General features: G+C 61.0%; 7 protein-coding genes. All 7 read left to right on the forward strand.

The genetic code is table 11. The features are described 5' to 3' along the window. The first annotated feature begins 90 nt into the window (after window positions 1-90). A complete protein-coding gene (gene rpoB, locus O6760_RS20605; protein ID WP_269581573.1) occupies window positions 91-4,230 on the forward strand; it encodes a DNA-directed RNA polymerase subunit beta in 4,140 nt (1,379 codons plus the stop codon). Window positions 4,231-4,322: 92 nt separating this feature from the next. After that, window positions 4,323-8,522, forward strand: coding sequence for a DNA-directed RNA polymerase subunit beta' (rpoC, locus tag O6760_RS20610; RefSeq protein WP_269581574.1), 4,200 nt, complete (start codon window positions 4,323-4,325; stop codon window positions 8,520-8,522). Between the two features lie 78 nt (window positions 8,523-8,600). Beyond that, the gene (locus O6760_RS20615; RefSeq protein ID WP_269581575.1) at window positions 8,601-8,894 is read left to right on the forward strand and encodes a regulator; all 294 of its coding nucleotides are present in this window, start codon (window positions 8,601-8,603) and stop codon (window positions 8,892-8,894) included. 672 nt (window positions 8,895-9,566) lie between these two features. Further along, window positions 9,567-9,938 (forward strand): 30S ribosomal protein S12, encoded by a 372-nt coding sequence (rpsL, locus tag O6760_RS20620; RefSeq protein WP_006936459.1) that lies wholly within the window; start codon window positions 9,567-9,569, stop codon window positions 9,936-9,938. 12 nt (window positions 9,939-9,950) lie between these two features. Then, window positions 9,951-10,421, forward strand: coding sequence for a 30S ribosomal protein S7 (rpsG, locus tag O6760_RS20625; RefSeq protein ID WP_207140529.1), 471 nt, complete (start codon window positions 9,951-9,953; stop codon window positions 10,419-10,421). A gap of 25 nt (window positions 10,422-10,446) precedes the next feature. Further along, a complete protein-coding gene (fusA, locus tag O6760_RS20630; RefSeq protein WP_269581576.1) occupies window positions 10,447-12,522 on the forward strand; it encodes an elongation factor G in 2,076 nt (691 codons plus the stop codon). Window positions 12,523-12,569: 47 nt separating this feature from the next. Then, a complete protein-coding gene (gene tuf / locus O6760_RS20635) occupies window positions 12,570-13,760 on the forward strand; it encodes an elongation factor Tu (protein ID WP_269581577.1) in 1,191 nt (396 codons plus the stop codon). Window positions 13,761-13,793: the final 33 nt, after the last annotated feature.

Genomic DNA, 13,793 nt, shown 5'->3' on the forward strand with positions numbered 1-13,793 from the left:
GGGGACGGTTTTCCGAAGCGCCCGGGCGGTGGCCCGATTGGAAAAGGGGCGTTTCGGGAAGCCGTTACCCGGCCGATACGAGGAGCGACAATGACCCAAACGTTCAACGGTCGCAAAAAGGTCCGTAAATATTTCGGTTCCATCCGCGATGTCGCGGCTATGCCCAATCTCATCGAGGTTCAAAAAGCATCCTACGACCAGTTTTTGCAGGTCGACGAGATGCCGGGCGGCGGCCGCAAGAATGAAGGCCTGGAAGCGGTCTTCCAATCCGTATTTCCGATCTCCGATTTTGCAGGCACGTCCCTGCTGGAATTCGTTTCCTTCGAATTTGAAGCTCCCAAGTACGACGTCGACGAGTGCCGTCAGCGCGACATGACCTTCGCCGCGCCGCTGAAGGTCACCCTGCGCCTGATCGTGTTCGATGTCGATGAAGACACCGGTGCCAAGTCCGTCAAGGACATCAAGGAGCAGGATGTCTACATGGGCGACATGCCGTTCATGACCGACAACGGCACCTTCATCGTCAACGGCACCGAGCGCGTCATCGTCTCCCAGATGCACCGGTCGCCGGGCGTGTTCTTCGACCATGACAAGGGCAAGATCCATTCCTCCGGCAAGCTGCTGTTCGCCGCCCGCGTGATCCCGTATCGCGGCTCCTGGCTGGACATCGAGTTCGACGCCAAGGACATCGTCCACGCGCGTATCGACCGCCGCCGCAAGATTCCGGTGACCTCGCTCCTGATGGCGCTTGGCCTCGACGGCGAGGAAATCCTCAACACCTTCTACAAGCGGATCGACTACACCCGCCAGAAGGACGGCTCCTGGCGCATGCCTTTCGACGGCAACCGTCTGAAAGGCACGAAGGCCTCCTATGACCTGATCGACGCCGACAGCGGCGAAGTCGTCATCGAGGGTGGCCGCAAGATCACCGCGCGGACTATCAAGCAGCTCGACGAAAAGGGCGTGACCGCCCTGAAGGTCACCGACGAGGACCTGCACGGCCAGTACCTGGCCGAGGACATCGTCGATGCCCAGACCGGCGAGATCTATGCCGAAGCCGGCGATGAAATCACCGGCAAGCTGCTGGAAGAGCTGATCGAGCGTGGCCATCACGACCTGACGATGCTCGACATCGATCATGTCAACACCGGCCCGTATATCCGCAACACGCTGGCGGTCGACAAGAACGAGTCCCGCGAGGACGCGCTGTTCGACATCTACCGCGTGATGCGCCCGGGCGAGCCGCCCACGATCGACACCGCCGAGGCGATGTTCCAGTCGCTGTTCTTCGACGACGAGCGCTACGACCTTTCCGCCGTTGGCCGCGTGAAGATGAACATGCGTCTCGACGTGGAATGCGAGGACACCGTCCGCGTCCTGCGCAAGGAAGACATCCTGGAAGTGATCCGGGTTCTGCTGGAACTGCGCGACGGCAAGGGCGATATCGACGACATCGACAACCTCGGCAACCGTCGTGTGCGCTCCGTCGGCGAGCTGATGGAAAACCAGTACCGCGTCGGTCTCCTGCGCATGGAACGGGCGATCAAGGAGCGCATGAGCTCCGTCGAGATCGACACCGTGATGCCGCAGGACCTGATCAACGCGAAACCGGCCGCGGCCGCCGTGCGTGAATTCTTCGGCTCCTCGCAGCTGTCGCAGTTCATGGACCAGACCAACCCGCTGTCGGAAGTCACCCACAAGCGCCGCCTGTCGGCCCTTGGCCCGGGTGGTCTGACCCGTGAGCGCGCAGGCTTCGAAGTCCGCGACGTTCACCCGACGCATTATGGCCGTATCTGCCCGATCGAGACGCCGGAAGGCCCGAACATCGGTCTGATCAACTCGCTGGCGACTTTCGCGCGCGTCAACAAGTACGGCTTCATCGAAAGCCCGTACCGGAAGGTCAAGGACGGTGCCGTCACCAACGACGTCGTCTACCTGTCGGCCATGGAAGAAGCCAAGCACTACGTGGCGCAGTCCAACGCCGTCTATGACGCCGAGGGCCGCTTCACCGAAGAGCTGATCACCTGCCGTCACGCCGGTGAAAACATGATGGTTCCGTCCGACAAGGTCGACCTCATGGACGTGTCGCCGAAGCAGCTCGTGTCCGTCGCCGCGGCGCTCATCCCGTTCCTGGAGAACGATGACGCCAACCGCGCCCTGATGGGCTCGAACATGCAGCGCCAGGCCGTGCCCCTGGTCCGCGCCGAGGCGCCGTTCGTCGGCACCGGCATGGAACCGATCGTGGCCCGTGATTCCGGTGCTGCCATCGGAGCCCGCCGCGCCGGTATCGTCGATCAGGTCGATGCGACCCGTATCGTGATCCGGGCAACCGAGGACCTCGACCCGGGCAAGTCCGGCGTCGACATCTACCGGCTGCAGAAGTTCCAACGTTCCAACCAGAACACCTGCATCAACCAGCGTCCGCTGGTGCGTGTCGGTGACCGGGTGCACAAGGGCGACATCATAGCCGACGGTCCGTCGACCGATCTCGGCGATCTGGCCCTCGGCCGGAACGTGCTGGTCGCGTTCATGCCCTGGAACGGCTACAACTTCGAGGATTCCATCCTCTTGTCCGAGCGCATCGTTTCCGACGATGTCTTCACCTCCATCCACCTCGAGGAATTCGAAGTGATGGCGCGTGACACCAAGCTCGGCCCGGAAGAAATCACCCGCGACATTCCGAACGTTTCGGAAGAAGCGCTGAAGAACCTCGACGAGGCCGGCATCGTCTATATCGGTGCCGAGCTGAACCCGGGCGATATCCTGGTTGGCAAGATCACGCCGAAGGGCGAAAGCCCGATGACGCCGGAAGAAAAGCTTCTGCGTGCCATCTTCGGTGAAAAGGCCTCCGACGTCCGCGACACCTCCCTGCGCCTGCCGCCGGGTGTGTCGGGCACCGTCGTCGAAGTGCGCGTCTTCAACCGCCACGGCGTTGAAAAGGACGAGCGCGCGATGGCGATCGAGCGCGAGGAAATCGAACGCCTTGCGAAGGACCGCGACGACGAACAGGCAATCCTGGACCGCAACGTCTATGGCCGTCTGGCCGAGATGCTGATGGACAAGTCCGCCGTTGCCGGCCCGAAGGGCTTCAAGAAGGACACCGTGCTGACCGGGGACGTTCTCAACGACTTCCCGCGCTCGCAGTGGTGGCAGTTCGCCACCGACGACGAGAAGTTCATGTCCGAGATCGAAGCCCTGCGCGGCCAGTATGACGACAGCCGCAAGCGTCTCGAGCAGCGCTTCATCGACAAGGTCGAGAAGCTGCAGCGCGGCGACGAACTGCCGCCGGGCGTCATGAAGATGGTCAAGGTCTTCGTTGCCGTGAAGCGCAAGCTTCAGCCGGGCGACAAGATGGCCGGCCGTCACGGCAACAAGGGCGTCGTGTCCAAGATCAACCCGTGCGAAGACATGCCGTTCCTGGAAGATGGCACCCATGTCGACATCGTTCTGAACCCGCTCGGCGTGCCCTCGCGCATGAACGTCGGTCAGATCCTTGAAACCCACCTGGGCTGGGCCTGCCGTGGCATGGGGCACCGGATCGGCGAAATGTACGAGGAGTACAGGAAGTCGGGCCAGATCGATCAGTTGCGCGGCAAGATCGTCGAGATCTACGGCGACAACATGAAGGGCGACAACGTCCAGGAGTACGACGACGAAGGCGTCGTGCGTCTTGCGGAGCAGCTGAAGAAGGGCGTGTCCATCGCGACGCCGGTCTTCGACGGTGCGCGCGAGCCGGATGTGGTCGAGGCGCTCAACATCGCCGGATACGATCCGAGCGGCCAGTCGGTCCTCTATGACGGCCGGACCGGTGAGGAGTTCGACCGCAAGGTGACCGTGGGCTACATCTACATGTTGAAGCTTCACCACCTGGTCGACGACAAGATCCATGCCCGTTCGATCGGCCCGTACTCGCTCGTCACGCAGCAGCCGCTGGGTGGCAAGGCGCAGTTCGGTGGCCAGCGCTTCGGGGAAATGGAGGTCTGGGCACTGGAAGCTTACGGTGCGGCCTACACGCTGCAGGAAATGCTCACCGTCAAGTCGGATGACGTGGCAGGTCGTACAAAGGTCTACGAGGCCATTGTCCGCGGCGACGACACCTTCGAGGCAGGCATTCCGGAAAGCTTCAACGTGCTTGTGAAGGAAATGCGGTCCCTGGGTCTGAACGTTGAACTTCAACGTACCGACGCACCCGCGATTGCCGAGGAAGAAACTGCGGACGCCGCAGAGTAACCCCGGCAACGGACCCAATATGACTTGGTATGCCGGTGACGGGGAGGGGCAACAAGGCCCGCTCCCCGGCCGCGCATCGAAGGAGATGGATCATGAATCATGAGGTCATGAACCTGTTCAACCAGCAGGCTCCCGCACAGACCTTCGACAACATCCGGATCTCGCTGGCGAGCCCCGAGAAGATCTTGTCCTGGTCCTTCGGCGAAATCAAAAAGCCGGAGACCATCAACTACCGTACGTTCAAGCCGGAACGCGACGGCCTGTTCTGCGCGCGCATCTTTGGCCCGATCAAGGACTACGAATGTCTTTGCGGCAAGTACAAGCGCATGAAGTACAAGGGCGTCATCTGCGAAAAATGTGGCGTTGAAGTCACCCTGTCGCGGGTTCGCCGCGAGCGCATGGGCCATATCGAACTGGCTGCTCCGGTTGCCCATATCTGGTTCCTGAAGTCCCTGCCGAGCCGCATCGGTTTGCTGCTCGACATGACGCTGAAGGATCTGGAGCGCGTTCTGTATTTCGAGAACTACGTGGTTCTGGAGCCGGGCCTGACCCCGCTCAAGCAGCACCAGCTTCTGTCCGAAGAAGACTTCATCGCCGCTCAGGACGAGTATGGCGAAGACGCCTTCACCGCGATGATCGGTGCCGAAGCGATCCGCGAGATCCTGATGAGCATGGATCTGGAACGCGAATCCGAAAAGCTGCGCCAGGAAATCGCCGAGGCGACCACCGAGCTGAAGCCGAAGAAACTGGCCAAGCGCCTGAAGGTCATCGAGGCCTTCATGGAATCCGGCAACCGCCCGGAATGGATGATCATGACCGTGGTGCCGGTGATCCCGCCGGATCTGCGTCCGCTGGTCCCGCTTGACGGCGGCCGGTTCGCGACCTCGGATCTGAACGATCTCTACCGCCGCGTGATCAACCGGAACAACCGTCTGCGCCGCCTGATGGAACTGCGCGCTCCGGACATCATCATCCGGAACGAAAAGCGCATGCTTCAGGAATCCGTTGACGCCCTGTTCGACAACGGCCGCCGCGGCCGCGTCATCACCGGTGCCAACAAGCGTCCGCTGAAGTCTCTGTCCGACATGCTGAAAGGCAAGCAGGGCCGCTTCCGTCAGAACCTGCTCGGCAAGCGCGTCGACTATTCCGGCCGTTCGGTCATCACCGTGGGTCCTGAACTGAAGCTGCACCAGTGCGGCCTGCCGAAGAAGATGGCGCTCGAGCTGTTCAAGCCGTTCATCTATTCGCGCCTTGACGCCAAGGGCTTCTCCTCGACGGTCAAGCAGGCCAAGAAGCTGGTTGAAAAGGAACGTCCCGAGGTCTGGGACATCCTCGACGAGGTGATCCGCGAGCACCCGGTTCTGCTGAACCGCGCGCCGACGCTGCACCGCCTCGGTATCCAGGCGTTCGAACCGACCCTGATCGAAGGCAAGGCGATCCAGCTGCACCCGCTCGTGTGTTCGGCCTTCAACGCCGACTTCGACGGTGACCAGATGGCTGTTCACGTACCGCTTTCTCTGGAAGCCCAGCTCGAAGCGCGTACGCTGATGATGTCGACCAACAACATCCTGCACCCGGCGAACGGCGGTCCGATCATCGTTCCCTCCCAGGATATCGTTCTCGGCCTCTACTACCTCTCGATCATGGCGGAGAAAGAGCCGGGCGAAGGCATGGCCTTCGGCGATATCGGCGAGATCCACCATGCGCTGGCCAACAAGGTCATCACGCTGCACTCCAAGATCAAGGGCCGGTTCAAGTCCGTCGATGCCGACGGCAACCCGACCTCGGAGATCTTCGAGACCACCCCGGGCCGCATGCTGATCGCGGAGCTTCTGCCGAAGCACCACGAAGTGCCGTTCGATGCGTGTAACAAGCTGATGACCAAGAAGGACATCTCCAAGATGATCGACACGGTTTACCGTGCCTGCGGTCAGAAGGAGACGGTCATCTTCTGTGACCGGATCATGCAGCTCGGCTTCAAGAATGCCTGTAACGCCGGCATTTCCTTCGGCATGGACGACATGGTCATCCCGGACACCAAGCACAACCTGGTGGCCGAGACCTCTGCGCTCGCGACGGAATACGAGCAGCAGTACAATGACGGTCTGATCACCCAGGGCGAGAAGTACAACAAGGTTGTCGACGCCTGGGCGAAATGCACCGACAAGATCGCCGACGAGATGATGGCCCGCATCAAGGCGGTCCAGATCGACGAGGAGAGCGGACGCCAGAAGCCGATGAACTCGGTTTACATGATGTCCCACTCCGGTGCCCGTGGGTCGCCCCAGCAGATGAAGCAGCTGGCCGGCATGCGTGGCCTGATGGCCAAGCCGGACGGTTCGATCATCGAGAACCCGATCATCTCGAACTTCAAGGAAGGCCTGTCGGTTCTGGAGTACTTCAACTCCACCCACGGTGCCCGTAAGGGTCTTGCCGATACCGCCCTGAAAACCGCGAACTCCGGTTACCTGACCCGCCGTCTGGTGGATGTCGCCCAGGATTCCATCATCCTGGAACCGGATTGCGGTTCGACGCGCGGTATCACCGTGGCACCGATCGTGGATGCCGGTAACGTCATCGCCTCCCTGGGCATGCGCGTTCTCGGCCGGACCACCGCGGAAGACGTGATCAACAACCAGACCGGCGAAGTGCTCGTTCCGAAGGGAACGCTCATCGACGAGAAGGATGTCGATGCGATCGAAGCGGCGAAGGTTCAGCAGGTGAAGATCCGCTCGGTTCTGACCTGTGAAACCGAAACCGGCGTTTGCGCGACCTGCTATGGCCGTGACCTTGCCCGCGGCACACCCGTGAACATGGGTGAAGCGGTTGGCGTCATCGCGGCACAGTCGATTGGTGAGCCGGGTACCCAGCTGACCATGCGTACCTTCCACATCGGCGGTACGGCGCAGGTTGTCGACAGCTCGTTCATCGAATCCAACGTCGATGGCACGATCAAGATCCGCAACCGCTCCGTCGAGCGCGATTCCGAAGGCAACCTGATTGCCATGGTCCGCAACATGTCGCTCGTTGTCATCGACAGCGACGGCAACGAGCGTGCCGTGCACCGTGTTGCCTACGGCTCCAAGCTCCATGTGGACGAAGGCGACAAGGTCAAGCGCGGCCAGCGGATTGCCGAATGGGATCCGTACACCCGTCCGATGCTTGCCGAAGTCGACGGTGTCGTGGACTTCGAAGACCTGGTTGACGGGGCTTCGGTTCAGGAAACGGCCGACGAGGCAACGGGCATCACCAAGCGTGTCGTCATCGACTGGCGGTCTTCGCAGCGTGGCGCGGATCTCAAGCCTGCCATCGTCATCAAGGACGAGAAGGGCGCGATTTCCAAGAACGCCCGAGGCGCCGACGCGCGCCTGATGCTCTCGGTGGATGCGGTTCTGTCGGTCCAGCCGGGCTCCAGCGTCAAGGCTGGTGACGTGCTGGCGCGTATCCCGCTTGAAAGCGCGAAGACCAAGGACATCACCGGTGGTCTGCCGCGTGTTGCGGAACTGTTCGAAGCCCGCCGTCCGAAGGATCATGCGATCATCGCCGAAATCGACGGCACGATCCGCTTCGGCCGCGACTACAAGAACAAGCGCCGCATCATCATCGAGCCGGCGGAAGAGGGTGTCGAGCCCGTCGAATACCTCATCCCGAAAGGCAAGCACTTCCACCTGCAGGAAGGCGATGCCATTGAAAAGGGTGAGTATATCCTCGACGGCAACCCGGCACCGCACGACATCCTGGCCGTCAAGGGCGTGGAGGCGCTTGCCGCTTACCTCGTCAATGAAATCCAGGAAGTCTACCGCCTGCAGGGCGTGACCATCAATGACAAGCACATTGAGGTGATCGTCCGCCAGATGCTGCAGAAGATCGAGATCACCGATCCGGGCGACACGGAGTTCTTCGCCGGCGAACAGATCGACAAGATCGACTTCGAGGAAGCCAATCAGAAGGCGGTCGATGCCGCCCGCGATCCGGCAAAGGGTGTTCCGGTTCTGCTCGGGATCACCAAGGCGTCGCTGCAGACCCGCTCGTTCTTCTCCGCCGCCTCCTTCCAGGAGACGACCCGCGTTCTCACGGATGCCGCGGTCAACGGCAAGACCGACCCGCTGGTCGGCCTCAAGGAGAACGTCATTGTCGGCCGCCTGATCCCGGCCGGTACCGGCGGGGTGATGAAGCGCATCCGCAAGATCGCAACGCATCGCGACGACCTGATCCAGGAAGCGCAGCGCCAGCAGTCTTCGGACAGCGCGGCGGAAGGGCTTCTGGAAGACATGACCGGGGCCGCCGAGTAACCGGCGCGACTTCGAGACATCGAAAGGCCGCCTCCGGGCGGCCTTTCTTGTATCAGGATGAAGACGAGAGATTTCACCATGAACGACAACGAACTCGACCTGGATCCGGTGGTCTATATCGTGATCGGCCGCGTCTGGGAAAATGAGGACGCGTCTCCCGAGGACGCGATCACCATTCACGCGCTGCTGACGGCGCCGGATGACGACGACGCAGTCCGCAAGACACTTGAATCACTGTCCGCGCAGGGCTTTGCCGAAGCGGAACTCGATCAGATCGGCGTCATGGACGGCGAGCCGGACGACCCCGTCTATGAGGGCGCCTATCAGGACGCCCTTTCCGGCAACGTGGCCATCGTGACCTTCACCGCCTGACGGCGGGGCAGGACCGGAAATGATCCTGTAAAAGCGTCGCGCCGGGAGAGGGGCAGACCTGCGGAAACGGCATGGCGGCGCCTTGGGGGCTGCATGTGTCGTGCGCCGTGCGGCGCGGACCTGGAATCAGGCCGTGATTTCAAGGCGGAAACCGGGTCTCCGTTTCTTGCGGTTCGTTTGAATCGCCCCGATTTGACTCATTGGATTCAGACTTGATTCAGAAATTCGGCGAGGTGCCGAATCCGGCCGCGAAAGAAAATTACAAAAACGCGCCGTAAATTGCATGCCGGCAGGCCGTATCTGCCGGAAATCATTCCGGAAATTCGGGCGGGGCAGGGGCGCGGCGCAGAAACGCGGTTTTTTCTACAAAGCACTTGACGCAATGGGTGCATATGAGTAGTTTCCGCGCATCCCAAGGGCAGGCGGTAAGAGTGAACCGTCCCGCGCTAACCAAGGCGCAGGACCCAATCCTCTTAAACGCTGCCGGGTTACATAGGCGAATACGCGTCGATTGCATGACCGCGGGGCAACTCGTGGTCCTCTGGTTTTTCGCAGCGCCTGCCGCTCATTTTGAGCGCGCGGGCGCGATTCTGCATGTCCATACGACTTGCAGGGTCAGCGGGGACTGCAGTTGCATACGAATTTTTGGATGGACAAGGTAAAGGGCAAAGAATGCCGACCATCAACCAGTTGATCCGCAAGCCGCGGAAAGATCCGCCGAAGCGGAACAAGGTGCCGGCCATGGAGGCCTGCCCCCAGAAGCGTGGTGTTTGCACCCGCGTTTACACGACGACGCCGAAGAAGCCGAACTCGGCTCTGCGTAAGGTGGCCAAGATCCGCCTGACCAACGGCTTCGAAGTCATTGGCTACATCCCGGGTGAAGGTCACAACCTTCAGGAACACTCGGTGGTGATGATCCGCGGCGGCCGCGTGAAGGATTTGCCGGGTGTGCGCTACCACATCATCCGTGGTGTGCTCGATACCCAGGGCGTCAAGGATCGTAAGCAGCGCCGTTCGAAATACGGCGCCAAGCGGCCGAAGTAAGGAGCACGTAAGATGTCCCGTCGTCACCGCGCTGAAAAACGCGAAATCAACCCGGATCCGAAATTCGGGGACGTTGTCGTCACAAAGTTCATGAACTCGATCATGTATGACGGCAAGAAATCCGCCGCCGAGCGCATCGTCTACGGTGCATTCGACGTCGTCGAGAACAAGGCGCGCGAGAACCCGATCGAGGTGTTCCACGCTGCTCTTGAGAACGTTATGCCGCAAGTGGAAGTGCGCTCCCGCCGTGTTGGTGGTGCGACCTACCAGGTGCCGGTCGAGGTTCGGAACGAGCGCCGTCAGGCACTCGCGATCCGCTGGCTGATCGCCGCTGCGCGCAACCGTAACGAAACCACGATGATCGATCGCCTGTCCGGTGAGCTGCTCGATGCGGCAAACAACCGTGGCACCGCGGTCAAGAAGCGCGAAGACACGCACCGGATGGCCGACGCCAACCGTGCGTTCTCGCACTATCGCTGGTAATTTGTGACTTCGAAGGGCTGACGCTATGTCGCGCACGCATAAAATCGAGGACTACCGCAACTTCGGCATCATGGCTCACATCGATGCCGGCAAGACCACGACCACCGAGCGGATCCTCTACTACACCGGCAAGAGCCACAAGATCGGCGAAGTTCATGACGGCGCAGCCACCATGGACTGGATGGAGCAGGAGCAGGAGCGTGGCATCACGATCACCTCTGCTGCAACCACCGCTTTCTGGAAAGAAAAGCGTCTGAACATCATCGACACCCCGGGCCACGTCGACTTCACCATTGAAGTTGAGCGTTCCCTGCGCGTGCTCGACGGTGCCGTCGCCCTTCTGGATGCAAACGCCGGCGTTGAGCCGCAGACCGAGACTGTCTGGCGCCAGGCCGACAAGTATCACGTTCCGCGGATGATCTTCGTCAACAAGATGGACAAGCTTGGCGCCGATTTCGATCGCTGCGTCGAGATGATCCGCAAGCGTCTCGGCTGCACTCCGCTGGTTATGCAGCTGAATGTGGGCGCCGAGAACGACTTTGCAGGTGTCATCGACCTTCTGGAAATGAAGGCGCTGATCTGGCAGTCCGAGAACCTGGGCGCTGCCTGGGACGTCGTCGACATTCCGGCCGACCAGGTTGACCGTGCCCAGGAAGCACGCGACGCCCTGATCGAAACCGTTGTCGAGATCGACGAAGCCGCCATGGAAGCCTACCTGGAAGGTGAAGAGCCCTCCATGGAGACGATCAAGAAACTGATCCGCAAGGGCACCATCAACAACGACTTCGTTCCGGTGTTCTGCGGTTCCGCCTTCAAGAACAAGGGTGTCCAGCCGCTGCTCGACGCCGTGGTCGACTACCTGCCGAGCCCGGTCGAAGTTCCGGACATCAAGGGCATCGATCCGAAGACCGAAGCGGAAATTTCCCGCAAGTCTTCCGACGAAGAGCCGCTTGGCCTGCTGGCATTCAAGATTGCCAACGACCCGTTCGTCGGTTCGCTGACATTCTGCCGCATCTATTCCGGTGTCCTGAACAAGGGCGTGTCCCTGCTCAACACCGTGAAGGACAAGCGCGAGCGCGTCGGCCGGATGATGCAGATGCACTCCAACTCCCGTGAAGACATCGACGTGGCCTATGCCGGCGACATCGTTGCCATCGCAGGCCTGAAGGACACCACGACCGGCGACACCCTGTGTGACCCGCTGAAGCCGGTGATCCTGGAGCGCATGGAATTCCCGGAGCCGGTCATCGAGATCGCTGTCGAGCCGAAGACCAAGGGCGACCAGGAAAAGATGGGCCTCGCGCTCAACCGCCTGGCAGCCGAAGACCCGTCCTTCCGCGTGAAGACGGACGAGGAATCCGGTCAGACCATCATCGCCGGCATGGGCGAACTGCACCTGGACATCATCGTCGACCGCATGAAGCGTGAATTCAAGGTCGAGGCGAATATCGGTGCGCCGCAGGTGGCATACCGCGAAACCATCACCAAGGTTGCCGAAGTGGATTACACCCACAAGAAGCAGTCCGGTGGTTCCGGCCAGTTTGCCCGGATCAAACTTACCATCGAGCCCGCCGAGCCGAACGAAGGCTATGTCTTCGAGAGCAAGGTCGTCGGTGGTAACGTCCCGAAGGAATACATTCCGGGTGTCACCAAGGGTATCGAAAGCGTCATGTCTTCCGGCCCAATTGCAGGTTTCCCGATGCTCGACATCAAGGCAACCCTGACCGACGGTGCATACCACGACGTTGACTCCTCCGTGCTCGCCTTCGAAATCGCCGGTCGTGCCGGTTTCCGCGAAGCGATCCAGAAGGCCGGCCCGAAACTGCTCGAGCCGATCATGAAGGTCGAGGTTGTCACTCCGGAAGACTACATGGGTGATGTGATTGGTGACCTGAACTCCCGCCGCGGCCAGATCGCGGGTACGGAGAACCGGGGCATCGTTACGGTCATCACCGCGATGGTTCCGCTGGCCAACATGTTTGGCTACGTGAACAACCTTCGTTCCATGTCCCAGGGCCGTGCGCAGTATTCGATGGTGTTCGATCACTACGAGCAGGTGCCGCAGGCTGTCGCCGAAGAGGTTCAGGCGAAATACGCCTGACCCCAACCTCTTGAAGTCATTAAGAAATAGAGAAACGGAGTAATCCGATGGCGAAAGAAAAATTTGAGCGCACAAAGCCGCACGTCAACATTGGCACGATTGGCCACGTTGACCACGGCAAGACCACGCTGACTGCAGCAATCACCATGACTCTGGCGGAGTCCGGCGGTGCGACTGCAAAAGCTTACGACGAGATCGACGGCGCACCTGAAGAAAAGGCGCGCGGCATCACCATCTCCACGGCACACGTCGAGTACGAAACGGAAAACCGTCACTACGCGCACGTCGACTGCCCGGGCCACGCCGACTATGTGAAGAACATGATCACCGGTGCTGCCCAGATGGATGGCGCGATCCTGGTGTGTTCGGCTGCCGATGGCCCGATGCCGCAGACCCGCGAGCACATCCTGCTTGCCCGTCAGGTTGGCGTTCCGGCCCTGGTCGTCTTCATGAACAAGGTTGACCAGGTCGACGACGAAGAGCTTCTCGAGCTCGTCGAAATGGAAATCCGCGAGCTGCTGTCTTCCTACGAGTTCCCGGGCGACGACATTCCGATCGTCAAGGGTTCGGCGCTGGCTGCTGTCGAGAACCGCGATCCGGCCATCGGCCGTGACGCGATCCGCGAGCTGATGGCTCAGGTCGACGCCTACATCCCGACCCCGGAGCGTCCGAAGGACCAGCCGTTCCTGATGCCGATCGAAGACGTTTTCTCGATCTCCGGCCGTGGTACGGTTGTGACCGGTCGTGTCGAGCGCGGCATCATCAAGGTTGGTGAAGAAGTCGAGATCGTCGGCATCAAGGACACCACCAAGACGACGGTTACCGGCGTTGAAATGTTCCGCAAGCTGCTGGACAGCGGTGAAGCCGGCGACAACATCGGCGCCCTGATCCGCGGCGTCGGCCGTGAAGACGTTGAGCGCGGCCAGGTTCTGTGCAAGCCGGGTTCCGTGACCCCGCACACGAAGTTCAAGGCCGAGGCTTACATCCTCACCAAGGAAGAAGGTGGCCGTCACACGCCGTTCTTCACCAACTACCGCCCGCAGTTCTACTTCCGCACGACGGACGTGACCGGTGTGGTGTCCCTGCCGGAAGGCACGGAAATGGTGATGCCGGGTGACAACGTCTCCGTCGACGTTGAGCTGATCGTGCCGATCGCCATGGAAGAAGGCCTGCGCTTCGCTATCCGCGAAGGTGGCCGTACCGTCGGCGCCGGCGTCGTCGCATCCATCATCGAATAATCGACAGCCGGGCCTGCCGGCAGATTTGAATAT

Source organism: Roseibium sp. Sym1, from assembly GCF_027359675.1.
In the GTDB taxonomy this organism is placed as follows: domain Bacteria; phylum Pseudomonadota; class Alphaproteobacteria; order Rhizobiales; family Stappiaceae; genus Roseibium.

Excerpts from the sequence above, each read along its gene's own strand:
- rpoC (WP_269581574.1), top strand. The coding sequence starts at position 4,323 with ATGAATCATGAGGTCATGAACCTGTTCAACCAGCAGGCTCCCGCACAG.
- rpsG (WP_207140529.1), top strand. The coding sequence starts at position 9,951 with ATGTCCCGTCGTCACCGCGCTGAAAAACGCGAAATCAACCCGGATCCG.
- tuf (WP_269581577.1), top strand. The coding sequence starts at position 12,570 with ATGGCGAAAGAAAAATTTGAGCGCACAAAGCCGCACGTCAACATTGGC.
- fusA (WP_269581576.1), top strand. The coding sequence starts at position 10,447 with ATGTCGCGCACGCATAAAATCGAGGACTACCGCAACTTCGGCATCATG.
- rpoB (WP_269581573.1), top strand. The coding sequence starts at position 91 with ATGACCCAAACGTTCAACGGTCGCAAAAAGGTCCGTAAATATTTCGGT.
- rpsL (WP_006936459.1), top strand. The coding sequence starts at position 9,567 with ATGCCGACCATCAACCAGTTGATCCGCAAGCCGCGGAAAGATCCGCCG.
- O6760_RS20615 (WP_269581575.1), top strand. The coding sequence starts at position 8,601 with ATGAACGACAACGAACTCGACCTGGATCCGGTGGTCTATATCGTGATC.